This window comes from Pseudoalteromonas carrageenovora IAM 12662 (assembly GCF_900239935.1).
GTDB lineage: Bacteria > Pseudomonadota > Gammaproteobacteria > Enterobacterales > Alteromonadaceae > Pseudoalteromonas > Pseudoalteromonas carrageenovora.
The window spans coordinates 2671212-2692271 of sequence record NZ_LT965928.1 but is presented as its reverse complement, the minus strand read 5'-3'; the positions used below and the strand labels follow the sequence as shown (position 1 = coordinate 2692271).

At 40.3% G+C, this 21060-nt stretch carries 19 protein-coding genes; 16 read left to right on the top strand and 3 right to left on the bottom strand.

Translation table 11 applies throughout. The features are described from left to right. The first annotated feature begins 6 nt into the window (after positions 1–6). From flgH to fliD, 9 genes are all read left to right on the top strand, one after another. Positions 7–690, top strand: coding sequence for a flagellar basal body L-ring protein FlgH (flgH, locus tag ALFOR1_RS12215; RefSeq protein WP_104643125.1), 684 nt, complete (start codon positions 7–9; stop codon positions 688–690). Positions 691–701: 11 nt separating this feature from the next. After that, positions 702–1796 (top strand): flagellar basal body P-ring protein FlgI, encoded by a 1095-nt coding sequence (locus ALFOR1_RS12210; RefSeq protein ID WP_104643124.1) that lies wholly within the window; start codon positions 702–704, stop codon positions 1794–1796. A gap of 134 nt (positions 1797–1930) precedes the next feature. Then, positions 1931–2923, top strand: a complete 993-nt coding sequence (gene flgJ / locus ALFOR1_RS12205) for a flagellar assembly peptidoglycan hydrolase FlgJ (RefSeq protein WP_058548571.1) — start codon at positions 1931–1933, stop codon at positions 2921–2923. Position 2924: 1 nt separating this feature from the next. Continuing rightward, the gene (gene flgK, locus ALFOR1_RS12200) at positions 2925–4937 is read left to right on the top strand and encodes a flagellar hook-associated protein FlgK (RefSeq protein ID WP_104643123.1); all 2013 of its coding nucleotides are present in this window, start codon (positions 2925–2927) and stop codon (positions 4935–4937) included. 2 nt (positions 4938–4939) lie between these two features. Then, positions 4940–6193, top strand: coding sequence for a flagellar hook-associated protein FlgL (flgL, locus tag ALFOR1_RS12195; protein WP_104643122.1), 1254 nt, complete (start codon positions 4940–4942; stop codon positions 6191–6193). A 275-nt stretch (positions 6194–6468) separates the two neighbouring features. Beyond that, the gene (locus ALFOR1_RS12190) at positions 6469–7878 is read left to right on the top strand and encodes a flagellin (protein WP_104643121.1); all 1410 of its coding nucleotides are present in this window, start codon (positions 6469–6471) and stop codon (positions 7876–7878) included. A gap of 306 nt (positions 7879–8184) precedes the next feature. Continuing rightward, complete coding sequence (locus tag ALFOR1_RS12185) at positions 8185–9591, top strand: flagellin (protein ID WP_104643120.1); 1407 nt, start codon at positions 8185–8187, stop codon at positions 9589–9591. 167 nt (positions 9592–9758) lie between these two features. Next, on the top strand, positions 9759–10193 hold the full coding sequence (locus tag ALFOR1_RS12180) for a flagellar protein FlaG (RefSeq protein WP_104643119.1): 435 nt from the start codon (positions 9759–9761) through the stop codon (positions 10191–10193). Between the two features lie 59 nt (positions 10194–10252). Next, entirely contained in the window at positions 10253–11692 is a 1440-nt protein-coding gene (gene fliD / locus ALFOR1_RS12175) for a flagellar filament capping protein FliD (protein ID WP_104643118.1), read from the top strand. 72 nt (positions 11693–11764) lie between these two features. Here the strand turns inward: fliD and ALFOR1_RS12170 are convergent, their stop codons facing one another. Next, the gene (locus ALFOR1_RS12170) at positions 11765–12061 is read right to left on the bottom strand and encodes a hypothetical protein (RefSeq protein ID WP_104643117.1); all 297 of its coding nucleotides are present in this window, start codon (positions 12059–12061) and stop codon (positions 11765–11767) included. Between the two features lie 4 nt (positions 12062–12065). Further along, the gene (gene fliS, locus ALFOR1_RS12165; RefSeq protein WP_058548563.1) at positions 12066–12467 is read right to left on the bottom strand and encodes a flagellar export chaperone FliS; all 402 of its coding nucleotides are present in this window, start codon (positions 12465–12467) and stop codon (positions 12066–12068) included. A 361-nt stretch (positions 12468–12828) separates the two neighbouring features. On the opposite strand from fliS, the gene ALFOR1_RS12160 reads away from it, so the two are divergent. Both ALFOR1_RS12160 and ALFOR1_RS12155 read left to right on the top strand, forming a co-directional pair. After that, a complete protein-coding gene (locus tag ALFOR1_RS12160; RefSeq protein ID WP_104643116.1) occupies positions 12829–14265 on the top strand; it encodes a sigma-54 dependent transcriptional regulator in 1437 nt (478 codons plus the stop codon). Positions 14266–14275: 10 nt separating this feature from the next. Continuing rightward, positions 14276–14449, top strand: coding sequence for a hypothetical protein (locus ALFOR1_RS12155; RefSeq protein WP_158657445.1), 174 nt, complete (start codon positions 14276–14278; stop codon positions 14447–14449). 90 nt (positions 14450–14539) lie between these two features. On the opposite strand, the gene ALFOR1_RS12150 is transcribed toward ALFOR1_RS12155, so the two are convergent. After that, positions 14540–15133: a DNA-3-methyladenine glycosylase I gene (locus tag ALFOR1_RS12150; protein ID WP_104643115.1), complete on the bottom strand. Its 594-nt coding sequence runs from the start codon at positions 15131–15133 to the stop codon at positions 14540–14542. A 132-nt stretch (positions 15134–15265) separates the two neighbouring features. On the opposite strand from ALFOR1_RS12150, the gene ALFOR1_RS12145 reads away from it, so the two are divergent. From ALFOR1_RS12145 to fliG, 5 genes are all read left to right on the top strand, one after another. After that, positions 15266–16378, top strand: coding sequence for a sensor histidine kinase (locus ALFOR1_RS12145; protein ID WP_104643114.1), 1113 nt, complete (start codon positions 15266–15268; stop codon positions 16376–16378). Further along, the gene (locus ALFOR1_RS12140; protein ID WP_104643113.1) at positions 16375–17799 is read left to right on the top strand and encodes a sigma-54-dependent transcriptional regulator; all 1425 of its coding nucleotides are present in this window, start codon (positions 16375–16377) and stop codon (positions 17797–17799) included. Before ALFOR1_RS12145 ends, ALFOR1_RS12140 begins: the two co-directional genes overlap by 4 nt. 157 nt (positions 17800–17956) lie before the next feature. Next, positions 17957–18289: a flagellar hook-basal body complex protein FliE gene (gene fliE, locus ALFOR1_RS12135; RefSeq protein WP_058548558.1), complete on the top strand. Its 333-nt coding sequence runs from the start codon at positions 17957–17959 to the stop codon at positions 18287–18289. Positions 18290–18309: 20 nt separating this feature from the next. Further along, positions 18310–20025, top strand: a complete 1716-nt coding sequence (gene fliF, locus ALFOR1_RS12130; protein WP_058548557.1) for a flagellar basal-body MS-ring/collar protein FliF — start codon at positions 18310–18312, stop codon at positions 20023–20025. Further along, a complete protein-coding gene (fliG, locus tag ALFOR1_RS12125) occupies positions 20018–21058 on the top strand; it encodes a flagellar motor switch protein FliG (RefSeq protein ID WP_058548556.1) in 1041 nt (346 codons plus the stop codon). Before fliF ends, fliG begins: the two co-directional genes overlap by 8 nt. The last annotated feature ends 2 nt before the right edge of the window (positions 21059–21060 follow it).

The window sequence follows — 21060 nt, the reverse complement described above, 5'->3', positions numbered from 1 at the left end:
ACTTTTATGCGTAAAATTTTATTTATTTCAGCAGGTGCTTTATTTTTAAGTGGCTGTATGTCTACGCAAAATAGTGAAGTAGTACAAGACGATCCGTACTATGCACCTATGTACCCAGAGCCCGTTGTAGAGCCCCTGGTAGCAACTGGGTCTTTATTTAATACTCATACTTCTAACGATTTATATTCAGACAAAAAAGCACTACGTACTGGCGATATAATTACGGTTAAACTTGAAGAGTCTACCCAAGCTACTAAAGCCGCTAAAACAGAAACAGATAAAGAAACTGACGCAAGCCTCGATCCTGTTATCGGCTTAGGTGGTTTACCTGTAAATATTGGTGGCGACAGTATTCAGTTTGGTATTGGCAGCGATTCATCGTTTACGGGTGATTCTAAATCAAATCAATCAAACAGTTTAGTAGGCGATATTTCGGTAAATGTTATGCGTGTTTTACCAAATGGTAATTTAGTTATTCGCGGCGAAAAATGGCTAACCTTAAATACCGGTGAAGAATTTATTAGGCTCGAAGGCTTAGTTCGCCCGCAAGATGTAAGTGCTGATAACACAGTAGAGTCAAACCGCATTGCAAATGCTCGTATTCAGTACTCGGGTAAAGGTCAAACACAAGAATCGCAAAGTCCAGGTTGGCTTACACGCTTCTTTAGCAGTTCGCTGTTTCCATTTTAGAGGGTAGCAACATGAAGAGCCTAAAAGCTTTATGTTTAGTCGTTTTACTAAGCTTGCAGTTTACTGCGAGCGCCGAGCGCATTAAAGACGTGTCTATGGTCGAAGGCGTAAGGTCTAACCAATTAGTTGGTTATGGTTTAGTTGTTGGCCTACCTGGCACTGGAGAGCAAAACTCATATACGCAACAAAGCTTCAGAGGCATGCTAAATAGTTTTGGTATTACGCTTCCTTCTACGCAAAGTCCTAAAATTAAAAATGTAGCTGCAGTAGCTGTTCATGCTGAGTTACCCGCTTTTAGAAAACCAGGGCAAACAATTGACATCACTGTCTCGTCTATTGGTAGTGCAGGGAGTTTACGTGGTGGTACGTTGCTGCAAACCTTTTTAAAAGGGGTAGATGGCAACGTGTACGCAATTGCACAAGGTAGCTTAATTGTCGGTGGTTTAGGCGCCCAAGGGCTTGATGGCAGTAAAGTTGTTATTAATACACCTACAGTTGGCAGAGTGCCAAATGGTGCTACTGTAGAGCGCGCCGTAGAAAGCCCGTTTATGCAAGGTGATTACATTACTTTTAATTTAAATCGCCCAGACTTCACAACTGCTAAACGCTTAGAAAAAACGATTAACGATTTAGTGGGCCCTAATAGTGCACAAGCACTGGATGCTGCTTCTATAAGAGTTTTAGCGCCACGGGATGCCTCGCAGCGTGTGTCTTACTTATCTACGCTTGAAAACCTTGAGTTTAAACCCGCTGATACAGCAGCAAAAATTATTGTTAATTCGCGAACAGGTACCATTGTTATTGGTAAAAACGTAAAGCTTCAGCCAGCGGCAATTACGCATGGTGGCTTAACTGTAACAATTGCAGAGCAACAAAATGTCTCTCAACCAAATCCGCTAGCAAACGGCGATACTGTTGTCACGCAGCAAAGCATTATTGATGTAAACCAAGATGATTCTCGTGCGTTTGTTTTTAACCCGGGCGTTAGTCTTGACGATTTAGTGCGTGCAATAAACGAAGTAGGTGCAGCGCCTGGCGATTTAATGGCTATTTTAGAAGCCCTAAAAGAAGCGGGTGCCATTAACGGTCAGCTTGTTGTTATTTAATTAGTTGCAGGTTGTTACTCCTTCCAAACAAAGCTTAAGTATACAAAAGGGACTTAAGCTTTTTATTGTTTCCCCTTCTTTGGCTCAATTTTTGCATTTGTTAAAGCATTATTCATTTTTGTGTCAAAAAGCTGATGGAAACAAATCACCTCGATAAGCAAAACTTTTTTGATTTAAGTAATTTAAATACATTACGTCAAGACGCTTTAAACAGCGGTGATGCATCAACTGATGCCTCAAAAGCTGCGCTTAAAAAAGCGGCTGCACAATTTGAAGCTATTTTTACGCAAATGCTGCTAAAAGGAATGCGCAAAGCAAATGAAGCTTTCGAAGACGAAGACAGTCCTTTTAATTCAAGTGGTGTAAAGTTTTTTGAAGAAATGCACGATCAGCAGCTTTCCTCTGAGCTTTCATCAAACGGCTCTCTAGGTTTAGCTGATTTAATAGTGCAGCAGCTTTCGCCAGAAGCAGATAACTTTATGCCCGGTTCAGTGTTAAGAACAACAAATGACTTTTTTAGTGACAAGCGTGCTGGGTCAACACTTGCGCATGAAAAAAACGAGCAACAAGCAGCTGCTATTGATAGTACTCAAGCCAATATTAATGAGCCTAAAGCGAGTAGCACTAATTTTGAAACAGCAGAGCAGTTTGTAAGTTCAGTGTGGGAACACGCTAAAACTGCAGCACAAAAAATTGGCTTAAACCCAGCTGTAATGGTGGCTCAGGCCGCCCTTGAAACGGGGTGGGGTAAGCATATCATTAGTAAAAGTGATGGTGGCAGCTCAAATAACTTATTTAATATTAAGTCAGATAAAAGCTGGGAAGGCGACAAAGCAAGTAAAGTAACACTTGAGTTTGAGCAAGGTACAGCTGTTAAAAAACAAGCAAGCTTTAGAGCCTACGATTCTATTAAAGATAGCGTAAACGACTTTGTTGATTTTTTAACGCAAAACCCACGTTACGAAGAAGCACTACAAAATACCGCAAAGCCAAATGAATTTTTAGATTCACTACAAAAAGCAGGCTACGCAACCGATCCTAATTACGCGAGTAAAATTAAAAAAGTGCTAAATAGCAGTGAGCTTAAAAATATTGCAACAAGCGCGTTTGCCCAAGGAGTGAAGTAATATGTCGTTTAGTTTATTAAATATTGCCAGTGCTGGGGTACGTTCAAGCTCTGAGCTTTTGCAAACGACCAGTAAAAATATCACCAATGTAAATACTGAGGGCTACGTACGTGAGCGAACTGAATTTACCACTATGGTTGATAATCAAGTAGGGCGGGGCGAAACATATAGGCTTTTGAACGAGTTTGCCCAATCGCAATTAAATCGCGATACCTCTAATAAATCATTTTTTGATCAGTTTGTTACTGAGGCAAACCGTGTAGATACCATTTTTTCTGAAGAATCTAATAATTTATCAACTGGTATCAATTCGCTTTTCAACAACGTGCAAGAGGCATTAAACCAGCCTTCTTCATCTGTTGCTCGCTCATTGGTAATGACTGATGCGCAAAGCCTAGTTGATCAAATGGATAGACTTTCAGGCATAGTGCTTGAGCAGCAAAGCATAGTGAACGAACAACTCGAGATTTTTTCTGACGAGGCAAATTCATTAATTCAAAATATTAATACGTTAAACCAAGAGATAGCGGTAGTAAACGGAACAAATAACGCATCAGACGCAAGCTCTATTTACAATCAACGAGATTTAGCAATTCGTGAGCTATCAGAATTAGTTGATATAGAAACTCTTGATGGCCCAAATGGCGAAAAGCTTGTATTTATGGGCACTGGCGAGTCTTTAGTTATGGAGAACGGTACTTTTAACTTGTTTTCACTGTCGGGCGACCCTGATCCTAATTTTAAAGAACTCACACTTGACGTAAATGGCGGCAAAGCTGTGCCGCTAGAAATAGATTCAAGTAAATTAAAGGGCAAAATTGGCGGCTTACTCGCATTTAGAGATGACATCTTAGTGCCAGCACAAAACCAAATAGGCCAAATGGGGTTGGCAATTGCCGATGCGTTTAACGAACAAAATAAATTGGGTATGGATGCTAATGGCGAGTTAGGCGGTGATATATTTAATATACCTACTGTCGGTGCTTATGCGTATAAAGATAATAGCGGTGGTGTTACGAATATGACAGCCACAGTAGAACCCGGTAAAGGCAGTGAATTACCGGCTAGTGACTTTATTATTACCTACACCGCCAATGCTGATGAAGTAAGTATTCAACCTATTGACAATAAAGGTGAACCAGTAGGTAGCGCCTCTTTAGCTACTATACCAGCATCAGGTGTTATTAACTCTGATGACATTACAAGTGGAGAGTCATTTGGTTTACAAATTAACGTTTCAGGGAGTGGTGTTGAAGGCGATCAGTTTCAAATAAAATTAAACTCAGAAGCCGCTACCAGCATTACACTTGCTACCAGTCGCGGTGAAGACCTAGCGCTTGCTTCACCAATTCGTACAGCAAATAGTATCGACAATACAAGTACAGCAACTATTTCAGCAGGAGAGGTAACAAGTGTTACCTCTGGTGGTTTTACTTCGGCGCCAGGCTTAACAAACGGTGAAATAACCCTTGTTAAAGCTGCAGGTACCAATGATTATTTAATTAGCGACGGTAATGGCACTAATGTACCAATAACCATAGTACCACCAGCTGAAGGTGTTTTAGCACAAGCAGGCGCACCTTATGATAGCTACGGCTTTGACTTTGACATTGAAGGCACGCCAGCCACTGGGGACACGTTTACACTTGAATTTAATGAAGGCGGCTTTGATGATAACCGTAATGGTTTAAAACTAGCTGATTTACAAAATGGCGAATTAGTGCGTAAAAATGTAGTAACTACGGCCACGGCCGATAATCACGACACATTTAATCAAGCTTACTCAGGTTTAGTGAGCGATATTGGCGTAGTAACCGGCCAAGCAATTACCAGTGCAAGTGCATTTGATGCGCTAGCAGAGCAATCAGAGGCGTGGTATGAGTCGCTCTCGGGTGTAAACCTAGATGAAGAGGCCGCTAATTTACTGCGTTTTCAGCAATCATATTCAGCATCAGCGCAAGTACTGGCTGCAGCTCAAGAAATTTTTGACACCTTATTAAGTGCGGCGAGGTAATTATGCGTTTATCAAATAACTTAATGTACCAAAACAACATAAATAAAATACTCGACAACCAACAAAGTGTTGCTAATGCACAAGAGCAAGTAACGACAGGGGAGAAGTATTTAACCACCTCAGAAGCGCCTGCTGCTGTTTCGCAAGGGATGCTGTATTCAAATAAAATACAAACTAATGAGCAATACACTAAAAATATTGACCAATTAAATGGCCGCCTAGAAACTGAAGAGACCATCTTACAAAGTGTAAATACTAATATTCAACAAGCACAAGAGCTGACTATTCAAGCAGGTAATGGTGCTTATACACAAGATGATTTAGAGTCTATTGCCGCCGAATTGAGCGAAATACAAAAAACACTCGTCAATTTAATGAATACTCGCTCAGAAGACGGTAAGTTTATTTTTTCAGGCTACCAAGACAGTACCCAACCTTACCAATTTGACTCTACTACGGGTGAATATACTTATAACGGAGATCAAGGCCAGCATGTAATTACCATTGCTGAAGGCGTAAGTATTAAATCTAGCGATAACGGTTTTGATACGTTCGAGAAAACTGATGCACGCTTGAATGTTGCGTCAAATGCAGCCACAGTTTCGGGTTCTATTACAGCGGCAAGTGTTTATGTTGATGGCCAAACTGAGTTTGATAGCTTCCATCAAGCAAATTACAACGCAGACCCAACAGCCTCAGCGACTGCAAATACATATAGTGTACTTGTAAGCCCGGGTGCTACGGCTGACGATCCCCAAACTTACGAAATATACAGAGATGGTGCTCCACTAACACCAACAGTAACGGGTGAAGTTACTGATGAGCCTATCGACTTTGCAGGTATGAAAATTGAATTTGAAGGCACAGCACCAGGCCAACTCGATTTTAGCCTTGAAAAGCCAGGTAAAGAAAATGTACTTAATACCTTGCAATCGCTTATTACAGGTTTAAATGACGGCACACTTGAAGGTGATGACTTTCAGCAAGTTTTAGCCGATGGTTTAGTGCAATTACAAAACGCCAGCGAGCAAGTTGTTTTTACGCAAGCAAGTTTAGGTGGGCGTATGAATGCACTTGAAAGAGTTAGCGAGTCTAACCTTGCACAAGATATTCAAAACAAAAGTAATCTCTCTGACTTAGTTGAAGTAGACATGGCAGAAGCCATTAGTGAGCTCACTAAACAAGAAACTGCACTACAAGCATCACAAGCCACGTTTGGCCGTTTAACTAACCTTTCTTTATTTGATTACTTATAAACTGATTATAAGCAGAAATACCTTGCCGCTTTAGTTAATACAAAGCGGCAAAAACCTCCCTCAAAATAGCGGCAATAAATTGTCGTCACTCCCGCTAAATAGATAACTTATTATTAACGTTTGATATTTTTATTGAAAACACTTTAAAAACATGTGGTTATATTCATTTAAAAGTTGGCACAGTAAATGCTTTTCTAATAGTAAGAAATTATCGAATAGTGGTTCCTGTTAAAACGTGTTGAACCACACTCTGTTTAAACCTAGGAGATGGTAAAATGGCATTAACAGTAAATACTAATGTGTCGTCACTAAACGCACAACGTAACCTAACAAAATCTGGCGAAGGCCTAGCAACCTCAATGGAGCGCTTGTCATCAGGTATGCGTATCAATAGCGCAAAAGATGATGCGGCAGGCCTGCAAATTTCAAACCGTTTAACATCACAAATTAATGGTTTATCAGTTGCTCAACGTAATGCCAACGATGGTATCTCAATGGCGCAAACAGCAGAGGGCGCAATGAGTGAGTCAACTAACATACTTCAGCGTATGCGTGAACTTGCTCTGCAATCGGCAAATGGTTCAAACTCAACAGAAGACCGCGAAGCGCTGCAAAAAGAAGTGTCAGCCCTTCAAGTTGAGCTAACACGTATTGCAGATACAACCTCATTTGGTGGTCAGCAATTACTTGATGGAAGTTATGGTACAAAGTCATTTCAAGTAGGTGCAAATGCTAATGAAATCATAAACCTTTCATTAAAAAGTGTAGCAGCGGAAGAAATTGGAGGTTCTTTTGCTAGTGACACTGCTGCGGGTAGCGTATTTGGTGTTACAGGTGCAGATGCTGAATTTAATAAAAGCACAGTTGATGAAACTTTAGTTTTTGCGTCAGGTATAGATTCTTCTAGTGTATTGATTGAAGCAGACTCAACGGTAACAGAGGCAGCTAGTGTAATTAATGCATCAGCATCAGGTGTTAACGCCGCAGCTGTTGCTAAAGTGGATATTGCTTTGGGTGGCTCAGTTACAGGGGTACTTACTGTTGGAGATAAAGAAATAGCTTTAGATGGCCTTGATAATGATGGTTTAGCCGCAAAATTAAAAGATTTGGGTTATGATGCAGAAGTAAGTGGCACGGTTGTACAATTAAACGCTAGTGGTGTGGATGGTATAGCAATCCAAAAAAATGCAGACGGTGTTGCTACTAATACAGTTTCGCTTACCGAAAGAGGTGGGACTATTGCAGCAGTTGGTACGGATAGTGCTGCAGCCAGTCTGACCTCAAGCTTAGAGTTTTCATCTGAGAAATCATTCACTGTAAGTGGAGGCACAGAAACGACGGGAGCCATCACGGCACAATCTACAGAGCAGTATGTTGACTCAATAGATGTATCTACTCAAGCAGGTTCACAAAGAGCGCTTTCATTAATCGATTCTGCAATTGCTGATATTGATGGACAAAGATCTGATCTTGGTGCTGTACAGAACCGTTTTAGTTTCACAATCAGCAATCTTGCTAATATTGAAGAAAATGTATCGGCCTCTAGAAGTCGTATTCAAGATACTGACTTTGCAACTGAAACAGCAGAGATGACAAAAAATCAAATATTACAGCAAGCTGGTACGTCAATCCTATCTCAAGCAAACCAAATTCCACAGGCAGCAATTAGCTTGTTGGGTGGATAGTAACAAACAAGCTAATAAAGCTTATAATAAAAAGCACGCTTTTTTAGGTGTGCTTTTTAGTTTTTGACGAAAAATAGTACGCTGTACGTGAATGAAAAACTTTTTTAGGGGGAGGTGGTTTTATTATTCTTTTTAAAATTAGGTGTTTAGGTTTATTTTATAAATTACTTTAAGAATAAATCAAAATAACGCTAAAGATAAATTTTCTCCTGCCGTTAACTTAATCAGTACAGAGCTTGAACATACAATTGTGACAGCTCTTGGTTAAATCTAAACAGAAACATTACGAAAGTAATCAGGAGTTTTATTATGATTTCAGTAAATACAAATGTATCTTCACTAAATGCTCAACGTAACTTGTCTCAATCAGGTTCAGACCTTGCAACGTCAATGGAACGCTTGTCATCGGGTATGCGTATTAACAGCGCAAAAGATGATGCGGCAGGCCTGCAAATCTCAAACCGTTTAACTTCACAAGTAAACGGATTAGCAGTAGCACAGCGTAATGCTAATGATGGTATTTCAATGGCACAAACTGCTGAGGGTGCTATGAGTGAGTCAACCAATATTTTGCAACGTATGCGTGAACTAGCGCTACAATCTGCTAATGGCTCAAATTCTAAAGAAGACCGTGACTCATTGCAAAAAGAAGTATCAGCTTTACAAACTGAATTAACACGCATAGCCGATACTACTTCATTTGGTGGCCAACAACTTCTTGATGGTGGTTTCGGCACTAAGTCATTCCAAATTGGTGCTAATGCCAACGAGGTAATTAATGTTTCATTAAAAAGTGTAGCAGCGGAAGAAATTGGAGGTTCTTTTGCTAGTGACACTGCTGCGGGTAGCGTATTTGGTGTTACAGGTGCAGATGCTGAATTTAATAAAAGCACAGTTGATGAAACTTTAGTTTTTGCGTCAGGTATAGATTCTTCTAGTGTATTGATTGAAGCAGACTCAACGGTAACAGAGGCAGCTAGTGTAATTAATGCATCAGCATCAGGTGTTAACGCCGCAGCTGTTGCTAAAGTGGATATTGCTTTGGGTGGCTCAGTTACAGGGGTACTTACTGTTGGAGATAAAGAAATAGCTTTAGATGGCCTTGATAATGATGGTTTAGCCGCAAAATTAAAAGATTTGGGTTATGATGCAGAAGTAAGTGGCACGGTTGTACAATTAAACGCTAGTGGTGTGGATGGTATAGCAATCCAAAAAAATGCAGACGGTGTTGCTACTAATACAGTTTCGCTTACCGAAAGAGGTGGGACTATTGCAGCAGTTGGTACGGATAGTGCTGCAGCCAGTCTGACCTCAAGCTTAGAGTTTTCATCTGAGAAATCATTCACTGTAAGTGGAGGCACAGAAACGACGGGAGCCATCACGGCACAATCTACAGAGCAGTATGTTGATTCAGTTGATATATCTTCTCAGGCTGGTTCTCAAAGAGCATTATCTATAATTGACTCTGCCATTGCAGAAATCGATAGTCAGAGAGCAGATCTAGGTGCTATTCAAAATCGTTTTGATTTCACGATAAGTAACTTATCTAATATCTCTGAAAATGTATCTGCTTCTCGTAGCCGTATTCAAGATACAGACTTTGCAACTGAAACAGCAGAGATGACTAAAAACCAAATCTTGCAACAAGCAGGTACGTCAATTTTATCGCAAGCGAATCAGTTACCACAAACAGCACTTAGCTTATTAGGTTAATAAGTAAAACCTTATAGCTTAATGGGTAGCTAGCTAGTACAAAAAGTCAGTATTAGTTTTAAAAAACAAGGAGGTGGCTTTAGCTACCTCCTTTTGTGGTTTAAGGGTATAAATTAAGCTATTGTTAGTCTAATAACTATACAAGTTCGGCAAAGTTAGGAGGCGTTATGAATACCATTACTTCAAACGCAGAAGTTACGATAGCATCAACACCGTTAGCTGGTGAAGATAAACAAATAGGGCAGGCTGGCTCAGTATTGACTCAGCGAGCTGTTGATGACGTAAATAAAACGGATGAACAAGGCCCACAAAATCAGTTAAACAATCAATACGCACAACAAGGAACTAAGACTAATAGTTCGCAAAACCAACAGCTTGAGCGTGAACAGCTTGAAAAAGTGGCGCAGCAATTGCAAGACTTTATGGGTGAAATGAACCGTAGCCTGCAGTTTCAAGTTGATGAAGATTCAGGGCGTGATGTAATTAAAATACTAGATAAAACCAGTGGTGATGTAATTAAGCAGTACCCCTCGGAAGAAGTGTTGAGTTTAGTGTCAAAGCTTTCTGAGTCAGCCGGTATTTTGATAGATCAAACTGTTTAGCGGCTATTGTTACTCGTATATTTAGTTAGCTTATTTTTAGGTATTTAAAGAGGTGAAGTATGTCTATTTCGTTTAATGGTTTGGGCTCTGGCTTAGCGGTATCAGACATTGTGGATGCATTAGTTAATGCTGAGCAGGCCCCTGCTGAAGCTCGTTTAAATACTACCGAAAGTAATTTAACTACTGATATATCGGCCGTTGGAGCATTAAAATCTGCTCTTGAAAAAGTACAAACATCAATGGAAGCTTTAGGCGACAGCGATAATTATCAAAAGCGTACAGCATCTGGTAATGATGATTTTATATCGATAAGTGCTGATCAAGACGCTCAACCAGGTAGCTACAATGTAAAGGTAGATGCATTAGCACAAGCGCATAAATTATCATCTCCTGCATTTGCAGTCGATGAAGCTATTGGCGCCGGTATAATTACAATAGGCTCTGGTGAAAACAGTTTTTCTACTGTTTTATCGGCAACTAATACTTTAGAAGATTTACGCGACCAAATTAATAACGGCCCTTTTACAGGCAATGACAGTAACGACTCGGTGGTGGCGACTATAGTAACCAGTGACTCAGGCCAGCATTTAGTACTTACTAGTAAAGAAACTGGTGAAGACAATGCAATTACTATTACCGTACAAGATGACGATGGTAATAATACTGACACTGGCGGGCTTTCACGGTTAGCTTACGATGTATCTGACGCAGACCCGCTAAACCATACTACCAACTTGACTGAAGTAAACGCTGCACAAAATGCCCAAATAACGATTGATGGCACATTAACGGTATCAAGCAATACGAATGAGTTTAGTAATGTAATTGATGGCGTGGATATTACCGCTAAAAAATTGCATGATGCTGATGACGATATAAGTGATATTTCAGTCACTGAAAATAATAATAATATACAAGCAGGTTTAAATAGCTTTATCGAAAGCTATAATGAGTTGCTAGAACTTAGTAACAATTTAGGCGCATCTAGTGAAGCTGGCGCAGGTGTAATGGCGGGTGATTCACTCCTTCGTGGTGTTATGTCAAAACTACGTAGTGAAATAACTGAATCAGTTGATTTAGGTGATGGTAATTCATTGTCCCTATCTCAATTAGGTGTCGAAACGGACCGCTACGGTGTTTTAACACTTAATACAGAAACACTAAATGAGCAAATAGACTCAAATGTAGATTTAGTGCAGCAGTTTTTTATTGGCACAGATGAAGACGAAGGTGGTTTTGCCCAATCGTTTGATGAGCTAATGAGCTTTTATACAGACTCAGATGGTATTATCCAAAACCGTATAGACAGTAAAACAAATCAATTAGACGATTTAGATGATCAGCGCCTCAGCCTTGCTAGCAAGATGGAGTCGTTATCTGATAGATTATACGCTCAATACAACGCCATGGACTTATTGGTAGCGAGCCTAAACTCTACTAGTAGCTATGTGCAAGCTCAGCTTGAAAATATGCCTGGTGTAGTGAGTAATAACTCTTAATACTAGTTGTGATCACAAAAAAACCGTTTAAAAAAAACGGTTTTTTTATGCCTGCTATTTACATGAGAGCAATTAAACCGATTTATATGCTGAGATTGCTTTGCCCGATTTTTTTTGCTTAATTATAGCTTTAGATGATTCATTTTTTGCAGCTATAGCCTGCTTGCTTATAGCGTTTATAACAGCTTGTATAGTCTCTAATTCTTGAGTGTTTGGTGGTGTATCACTTTCGCACCAGCTTTTAAGTTCACTATTTAAAGTATCCATAATTGGCTTGGCTTCATCTGCTTTATTGCTTTGTACTAATGCTTCAATATTATTAAGCAGCGCATGAATATGCTCTGCTTTAACTGAAAGGCTTTGACCCATAGCCTTATACCGCAGGACTGCGTTGATCTGCTGGAATACTATCCCAACCTTCTTTTATTTCTTTAATGATGCTTGAAACTTCAACAACTGCTTCAATATCATTATTTATATTCGCTTGCGTTAATTTGCGCTGGCAGTAGGCGTATAGCGCCAATAAATTATCAGAAATACTAGGATCTTGTTCTACTTCTAAGTTAAGCGCATCTTGCAGTGCACCTAATAATAAAATGCATGCTGAGAGGTTTTCGCCTTTTTTTTCTATTTCTTTGCGTTCAATAAAACCCTTAGTAGCAGCTAAGCGACCAATAATATTACTAAAAATAAGGTTTATTTGTTCATACGGCGCCATTTCTGCAATGTTACTTGCACGAACTTGACTGTATTTTTTCAGTGAGACATGTGCCATGGGAAAATCCTAAAATTTAACTACTAAAATTATGTAAAACTTATACCAAAATAAAAGCAATATTAATGCCAAGCGTTTTACATTTGTATAGTTATCGGCATTGTTACTTTCAACTTAAGTAAATAATAGCTTATATATTTTGTATATTGGGTAATTTGTACTTTAAAATTTTTAGTTAGCTTTTATATAAGGTTTTTATAAATTGATACTTAATGATTAATTCTTAAGTATGATTGATTTTACTAGTCCGTCTGTTTTTTGGCGTTTATGTCAAAAAACTGCCGCTATCGCTTGCATCCACGCTTAACTGGCTTACAATTTAACTAATTAAATAAATTAGTGAAAGTACGGCTCGCTAACTATGATCTTGATTTTAGATAATAATAACAATCGCTCAATAGGATTAAACGCATCACTTACCTTTATAGGTGAGGCTGTACAATTGCTAGATGAATCTAGCTTTGAGCAAATATGCAGTAAGTATCAGCAGCAAGAATGCATAGTCATTTTAGGTGCATTGCAAAGCTTAGATCACGAAAGCTTAATTAAACGCTACCCAATACTCCCTTTTTTATTAATTGGTGAAACACTTAAGCCACTACTAAGTATTGCAAATGTTGTAGGCTTAATTTGTGAGCCTTTTAATCACGAAGTAACCACGCAATTGCTGCACGATTGCCAGCAGTATCAACGTATGTTACCAACTGACCATAAAGGCCATAAACCTCATAAATCATTTGATGGTTTAGTAGGTGAAACTGATGCAGTTAAAGACGTACGCTTTTTAATTGAGCAAGTGGCTAAAACCGATGCAAACGTGCTTATTTTAGGTGAGTCGGGCACAGGTAAAGAGGTTGTTGCGCGCAACGTGCACTTATTGTCTAAGCGTAATACAGGGCCGTTTGTGCCGGTTAACTGTGGTGCAATACCTGGGGAGTTGCTTGAAAGTGAGTTATTTGGGCACGAAAAAGGGGCGTTTACAGGGGCTATATCGGCGCGTAAAGGACGTTTTGAACTTGCTCAAGGTGGTACACTATTTTTAGATGAAATAGGTGATATGCCGCTGCAAATGCAAGTTAAGTTACTAAGGGTGTTGCAAGAACGCAGCTACGAGAGAGTGGGTGGCACAAAAGCCATACAGGCTGATGTGCGGGTTATTGCCGCTACTCACCGCAACCTCGAAAACATGATAGAAGAGGGGAGTTTTAGAGAAGATTTATATTATCGCTTGAATGTATTCCCTATTGAAAACCCTTCGCTAAGTGAGCGCGCTGACGACATTCCACTGCTATTAAAAGAGTTAATGCGCCGTGTTAATGAGCAAAGTGGCACCACCGCTAAATTTACAGAACGCGCGGTTGAGAGCTTAAAAGAACATGCGTGGCCAGGCAATATTCGTGAGCTTGCTAATTTAGTTGAGCGTATGGTTATTATGTTTCCTGAAAAGGTGGTTGATGTACCTGATTTACCAAATAAATATCGTTACATAGAAGTCGATGCCTACGAGCCAGAGTACCCAGAAGAGCTTTTAGAAAAAGATGCCTTTAACGATATTTTTAGCACTGGTTTTAGTGATTATGATTCTGAACCCGAAGCTGAATTTAATCAACAAGGCAGCGGATTACTACCTGAAGACGGTATTGAGCTTAAAGACTATTTAGCAGAGCTTGAAATTAGCTTAATTACCCAAGCACTTGAACGCTTTGATTATGTTGTGGCACGCGCAGCGGAAATATTAGGTGTAAGGCGTACAACGCTCGTCGAAAAAATGAAAAAGTATAACTTGTCGCGAGATTAGCAGTATGCAAATGGTGAAAGACTTTTCGTTATTTAAACACTCACCTCGAAACTATGTTTTTGAACGCCTGCAAGCAGCGCGTCTACAAGTAAGTCTAGCCACGATGGTAGACGCTGAGCTTGCTCGCGTGAAAAGCGCAGCTTTTAATTACTTAAACACGTATCTTAAAAACGAGGGCAAATGAGGAGCCATAGTTAACTTACGTGTTACTTCTCTAAAGCGAAGCGTCTCTTACCCTCTTTGTGAACAGATCACTTTTATGGTTATAAGTCACTTATTCACCAAAAGCCTTAATAATTTCTTCTTTTCTAAAGCAATCATTACTATGATCGTTAACCATGCCACAGGCCTGCATATGTGCGTACACCGTTGTAGGCCCTAAAAACTTAAAACCACGTTTTTTCAAATCCTTTGCAAACGCGGTAGAGGCCTCTGTTATTGCAGGGTAGTCATCTATGCTATTTAAGTTGCTGATAATTGGCTTGTTGTCTACAAACTGCCATTGGTAATTACTAAAACTACCAAACTCTTTTTGAATTTCTATAAATCGTTTAGCGTTATTTACAGTTGCTGCAATTTTTAAGCGGTTACGCACAATACCTTCATCAAGCATGAGTCGCTCGATGTCCTGTGCTGTATATTTAGCTACTTTGTGCACATCAAAATTAGCAAATGCTTTTTTGTAGCCTTCACGCTTTTTTAAAATGGTGTACCAACTTAAACCCGCTTGCGCCGACTCTAGCGTAATAAATTCAAATAGTTTTGTATCATCATAAAGTGGCACGCCCCATTCTTCATCGTGGTAAATAACGTAGTCTGGTTTAGTGGTGTCGAGCCACGGACAACGGCACTTTTTTTGCTCACTCATTATGATCCCTTTTAGTGTGCGTCATTTTTATGTCGCTTAAAATTAGTGTGTAACTTAATGAAAAATATATAAATAAAATTTGGTATAAATTGTGCATTTAGCCCTGTATCTACATCAATTCGAGATTTGATTATGGCTCTTGCAAGCGTGTTAAAACCACAGTTTATTTCTGCAAATCAGTATAACCCATGTTTACTTCAAGAGGAGTACATTGGTGAGTTAAGCGATCTGCGTAAGCAAGCAAGCTGGCTTTCGCATTTAGTAGACACTATGCCCGCAGGTGTGGTGGTACTAGATGGCAAAGGTATGATAGCGAAAGCGAATCAAATAGCGATAGATATGCTTGGTGAACCACTAGAGGGTGAGAAGTGGTTTAATGTGATCCAGCGCTCTTTTCGTCCGCATCAAGATGATGGGCACGAAGTGTCGCTTAAAGATGGGCGTTTAATAAAGCTTGATATAACCGCACTCGCTCCAGAGCCTGGTCAGCTTATATTAATGACCGATTTAACAGAAACCCGCCGATTGCAAAAAAGGGTTGCTCATATGCAGCGTTTAAGTGCGCTGGGTAAAATGGTTGCTTCATTGGCGCATCAGGTCCGTACGCCACTTTCTGCGGCTATGTTATACGCTGCTAATTTAGGCTCAAAACGCTTACCAGAAGCCTCTCGTGATAACTTTCAAACTAAATTAATGTCGCGATTAAAAGACTTAGAAACCCAAGTTAACGACATGCTGCTATTTGCAAAAAGTGGTGATCAGCAGGTTGTTGAGCAAGTTTCTATGCAGCAGTTATTAACAGAGGTTAAAACCGGCGCGGACGCTATGGTAGCCCTAAATAACAGTGAGCTAGATGTAAGCCTACCTGAGCCCGACATACAAATTGTTGGTAATAAAACTGCGCTTGCGAGCGCGATTCAAAATTTAGTGCATAACAGTATTCAAGTTATTGGTAATGGCGCAGCGGTAAAAATAACGGCGCAAACAGATTCACACGACCCAAATATGGTACGAATTAGTGTTAGTGATAATGGCCCAGGCGTTGATTTAAGCCAAGGCGATAAAATATTCGAGCCATTTTTTACTACAAAAAGCCAAGGCACAGGCTTAGGGCTTGCGGTTGTAAGCTCGGTGGCTAATGCGCATCAAGGTCGTGTTGACGTGGCTAATAATGAACACGGGGGAGCCTGCTTTAGTTTGTTACTTCCCATTAAAACAACATCTAAATTAGAGGAATCATCATGAGTAACACTATTTTAGTTGTCGAGGATGATGCGGGCTTACGCGAAGCCTTGATTGATACGCTTGAAATGTCGGGTATTGAATGTGTTGCTGCAAATAGTGCAGAGCAAGCAATGCTATTACTTAAAAAAGAGTCATTTTCGTTAGTGGTAAGTGAAGTACAAATGGGCGCAATGAGTGGCCTTGATTTACTGCGTAGTATTAAATTAAATCACCCTGATTTACCCGTATTGATGATGACCGCTTATGCAACAATTGACGATGCAGTAGAGGCTATGCGCTTAGGGGCTATTGATTACATGGCAAAACCATTTGCCCCCGAAGTGCTGCTAAACATGGTGAGCCGTTACCTACCTGAAAAACCTAAAGACACTGATGGCCCCATTGTTGCCGATCCAACGAGTATTCAACTCCTAGAGCTGGCAAGTAAAGTTGCGCGCTCTGATGCAAGTGTTATGGTGCTTGGCCCTAGTGGCTCAGGTAAAGAAGTATTAGCACGCTATATTCATGATAAATCAAACCGCTGCAATGAGCCTTTTGTAGCAATTAATTGTGCGGCAATACCTGAAAATATGCTTGAAGCAACCTTGTTTGGCTATGAAAAAGGCGCCTTTACAGGTGCTATTCAAGCGTGTCCTGGTAAATTTGAACAAGCACAAGGCGGCACTATTTTGCTTGATGAAATAACCGAAATGGATTTAGGCCTACAGGCTAAATTATTACGCGTTTTGCAAGAGCGCGAAGTGGAGCGTTTAGGTGGTCGTAAAACAATTCAGTTAAATGTACGTGTACTTGCAACAAGTAACCGCGACTTAAAAGAAGCAGTGGCAGATAATCAGTTTCGAGAAGATTTATATTACAGATTAAATGTGTTTCCGCTTATGTGGCGACCTTTGTGCGAGCGCCCTGGTGATATAATTGTGTTAGCTAAACACTTAATAGAGCGCCACATAGCTAAAAGCAAAGAGCCAATGGCGTATTTAGATAGCGTGGCCGAGCAAAAGTTACTTGCGCATGCGTGGCCTGGCAATGTGCGCGAACTTGATAACGTGATTCAACGTGCACTTATACTGCGAAGTGGCGATACAATAAATGAGCATGCAATTTTTATTGAAAATTTAGCACCGAGCAACTTTGTTATTCCACAGCCTGAAAAAAGTGAAACAGTAGAGAAAAAGTCGTTGAGTAACGCTTATTACGATCAGAAAAGTGCTGATGTAATTCCTCAACAAGATTTGCCAACACCAGATACCGGCAGCTATAAAGACGAACTAAAAGATAAAGAGCATCGAATAATTTTAGAAACGTTAGCGCGTTGCCAAGGTAAGCGAAAAGACGTAGCCGAAACACTCGGTATTAGTCCGCGAACTTTACGTTATAAATTAGCGCAAATGCGCGACTTAGGTATTTCACTTCCAGCATAGCTTCCTATAAACCCTAAATTCGTACTGCGAATTTAGGGTTGTCAAAACTCTGACTCACCAATCTAAGTGTTAACCGTATGTATTTAAAGGGTTATTTATTTGGCATGCTTTGTGCTTTATTACCTTTAAGAGTTAACTGCACCGTCAGAGAAAAATTATGAAAATTCAAAACAGCGCTGTATTTCAAGAAATGCAATCAATGGCCTTAGAAGCTGGCCGCAGTAATCAAGCAAATAAGCTGCCTACTCAGGTTCAATCACCTTCAAGCGCACAGTTTGGCGATATGTTAAGTAATGCATTAAATACAGTGCATGAGCTACAACAAGACACAGGCCAAAAAGTAAAAGCAGTTGAAATGGGCGATCGCAGTGTATCGCTTGCCGATGCAATGATTGCTTCGCAAAAATCATCAGTCGCATTTGAAGCAACAGTACAGGTTCGTAACAAACTTGTAGAAGCTTACAAAGAAATCATGAACATGCCTGTTTAACTAGGTAGTGGAGAATTATTGTGGCGCAATCTAATCAATCTACAGACCTTGCACTTGCTGGTGGCACACTCGAGCAAAGCGATGGCGATAGTCAACAAGAGCAAAAATCGGGCTATTTAAGTGCGTTAAATGGTGTTGATGTATTACGCCAAGTTACGCTTGTTATTGCATTAGCGATTTGTTTAGCTATCGCTATTTTTGTGATTATTTGGGCTCGCCAGCCAGATATGCGTCCGTTAGGTAAAATGCCTACAGAAGAGCTTATTCAAACGCTTGATTTTTTAGATGCACAAAAAATTGAATACCAACTAGACGGAAATGTCGTATCGGTTGATGAAAGCGAATACCAAAATATTAAACTATTAATGGCACGCGAAGGGCTAGAGCAAGGGCCTACATCGGGTAGCGATATTATTATGCAAGATATGGGCTTTGGTGTAAGCCAACGCTTAGAACGTGAACGTTTAAAGCATGGCCGAGAGCAACAACTTGCGCGTACCATTGAAGAGCTTAACAATGTAACTCGCGCTAAAGTATTGCTCGCTATACCAAAAGAAAACGTTTTTGCACGTAGAGAAAAAAAGCCATCAGCCACAGTGGTACTTACTCTTAAACGCGGCAGAATGCTCGATGGTGAAGAAATTGACTCCGTTGTTGATATGATAGCGTCAGCCGTTCAAGGGTTAGAGCCTGCTCGTGTAACAGTAACCGATCAAAATGGCCGCTTATTAAATTCAGGCTCTCAAAGTTCATTGGCAGCGCGTTCTCGTAAAGAGTACGACCTTGAGCGTAAGCGCGAACAAGAATACTTAGAAAAAATAGATAGCATACTTATCCCGGTTGTAGGGCTAGGTAATTATACCGCCCAAGTTGATTTAAGTATGGACTTTAGCGCTGTAGAAGAAACCCAAAAACGTTACAACCCCGACTTACCCGCTGTACGTAGCGAAACCACATTTGAAGAAAGTAACATAGGTGGTTTAGCTGTGGGTATTCCTGGTGCGCTGACTAATCAGCCTCCGGTTAATTCAAATATTCCTGAGGTCGCAGGGCAAGGCGGAGCAGGCACTGCCACTTCTCCAACACGCAGCCATAAAGAGGCAACGCGTAACTACGAACTCGATACAACTATTTCGCATAAGCGCCAACAAACCGGTGTAATACGTAGAATTAGTGTGTCGGTTGCTGTTGATTATTTACCTAAAGTAGGTGAAAACGGCGAGACAACAATGGCTCCTCGCTCAGTTGAGGCATTATCAAATATTCGTCGTTTATTACAAGGCGGTGTTGGTTTTGATATGCAACGAGGTGATGCGCTTGAAGTAGTCACCGTACCGTTTGTAAGAGAAGCAACAGATTTAGATATTGAAGTACCGCTTTGGGAGCAAGACTGGTTTATGAAAATAGCCCGCCTTGTTCTTGGTGCCCTAGTTATTATTGTATTAATAATGGCTGTAGTTAAACCTATGCTTAAACGCTTAATTTACCCAGACGATACCCTTGAAGAGTACGACGAAGATGCATTAAGTTCTGGTGTAGATATTGGCGACAGTACGTTAGATATGCTAAATAAAGACTTTGATTCTGCTTCGGTTGGTTTCTCAAGTGATGGTACACTGCAGTTACCAGATTTACATGGCGATGAAGACTTACTTAAAGCAATTCGTGCCCTTGTAGCTAACGAACCAGAACTATCATCACAAGTAGTGAAAGCGTGGTTAACAGAAGATGACTGATCAAGAACAAAAACAACTCCCGCCAGCGTTTGATGTTGATAAGCTAGACGGTGTAGATAAAGCCGCCATATTACTTTTGAGTTTATCAGAGGAAGATGCCGCGCAAATACTTAAACACTTAGAGCCAAAGCAAGTGCAAAAAGTGGGTATGGCCATGGCTGCGTTAGATGATTTATCGCAGGCTAAAATAAGTGCTGTACATAATTTGTTTATAGAACAAATTCAAAGCTTTAGTACTATAGGTTTTCAGTCTGAAGACTTTATTAAAAAAGCGCTTACAGCCGCCCTTGGTGAAGATAAAGCCGCGAGTCTTATTGACCAAATTGTTATGGGCTCAGGGGCTAAAGGTTTAGATTCATTAAAATGGATGGACTCTAAACAGGTAGCTAACATTATTCGTAATGAGCATCCGCAAATTCAAACTATTGTACTGTCGTACTTAGAGCCTGAGCAGTCCGCTGAAATTATTGCGCAATTTCCTGAAAAAGTGCGCCTTGATTTAACTATGCGTATTGCCAACCTTGAAGAAGTACAGCCAGCTGCTCTACAAGAGCTTAACGAAATTATGGAAAAACAATTTGCCGGCCAAGCAGGTGCGCAAGCAGCTAAAATGGGTGGCTTAAAGGCTGCGGCAGATATTATGAACTACCTAGATACAAACGTAGAAGGGCAGTTAATGGACTCTATTCGTGAGCATGACGAAGAAATGTCGCAACAAATTCAAGATCTTATGTTTGTGTTCGAAAACTTAATGGACGTTGAAGATCGCGGTATTCAAGCAATATTACGTGAAGTTCAGCAAGACGTATTAATGAAAGCCATTAAGGGCACAGATGATGCATTGAAAGATAAAATACTTGGCAATATGTCTAAGCGTGCAGCCGAAATGCTTGCTGATGATTTAGAGGCAATGGCACCTGTGCGTATAAGTGAAGTAGAAGCTGCACAAAAAGAGATTTTATCAACTGCGCGCAGATTATCTGACTCAGGTGAAATTCAGCTTGGTGGCGGTGGTGGTGAGGAGTTCTTGTAAAC

Excerpts from the sequence above, each read along its gene's own strand:
- fliE (WP_058548558.1), top strand. The coding sequence starts at position 17,957 with ATGAAAATTCAAAACAGCGCTGTATTTCAAGAAATGCAATCAATGGCC.
- flgH (WP_104643125.1), top strand. The coding sequence starts at position 7 with ATGCGTAAAATTTTATTTATTTCAGCAGGTGCTTTATTTTTAAGTGGC.
- flgK (WP_104643123.1), top strand. The coding sequence starts at position 2,925 with ATGTCGTTTAGTTTATTAAATATTGCCAGTGCTGGGGTACGTTCAAGC.
- flgJ (WP_058548571.1), top strand. The coding sequence starts at position 1,931 with ATGGAAACAAATCACCTCGATAAGCAAAACTTTTTTGATTTAAGTAAT.
- ALFOR1_RS12150 (WP_104643115.1), bottom strand. The coding sequence starts at position 15,133 with ATGAGTGAGCAAAAAAAGTGCCGTTGTCCGTGGCTCGACACCACTAAA.
- flgL (WP_104643122.1), top strand. The coding sequence starts at position 4,940 with ATGCGTTTATCAAATAACTTAATGTACCAAAACAACATAAATAAAATA.
- ALFOR1_RS12180 (WP_104643119.1), top strand. The coding sequence starts at position 9,759 with ATGAATACCATTACTTCAAACGCAGAAGTTACGATAGCATCAACACCG.
- ALFOR1_RS12155 (WP_158657445.1), top strand. The coding sequence starts at position 14,276 with ATGGTGAAAGACTTTTCGTTATTTAAACACTCACCTCGAAACTATGTT.
- ALFOR1_RS12160 (WP_104643116.1), top strand. The coding sequence starts at position 12,829 with ATGATCTTGATTTTAGATAATAATAACAATCGCTCAATAGGATTAAAC.
- ALFOR1_RS12140 (WP_104643113.1), top strand. The coding sequence starts at position 16,375 with ATGAGTAACACTATTTTAGTTGTCGAGGATGATGCGGGCTTACGCGAA.
- fliG (WP_058548556.1), top strand. The coding sequence starts at position 20,018 with ATGACTGATCAAGAACAAAAACAACTCCCGCCAGCGTTTGATGTTGAT.
- ALFOR1_RS12145 (WP_104643114.1), top strand. The coding sequence starts at position 15,266 with ATGGCTCTTGCAAGCGTGTTAAAACCACAGTTTATTTCTGCAAATCAG.
- fliS (WP_058548563.1), bottom strand. The coding sequence starts at position 12,467 with ATGGCACATGTCTCACTGAAAAAATACAGTCAAGTTCGTGCAAGTAAC.
- ALFOR1_RS12210 (WP_104643124.1), top strand. The coding sequence starts at position 702 with ATGAAGAGCCTAAAAGCTTTATGTTTAGTCGTTTTACTAAGCTTGCAG.
- ALFOR1_RS12170 (WP_104643117.1), bottom strand. The coding sequence starts at position 12,061 with ATGGGTCAAAGCCTTTCAGTTAAAGCAGAGCATATTCATGCGCTGCTT.
- ALFOR1_RS12190 (WP_104643121.1), top strand. The coding sequence starts at position 6,469 with ATGGCATTAACAGTAAATACTAATGTGTCGTCACTAAACGCACAACGT.
- fliD (WP_104643118.1), top strand. The coding sequence starts at position 10,253 with ATGTCTATTTCGTTTAATGGTTTGGGCTCTGGCTTAGCGGTATCAGAC.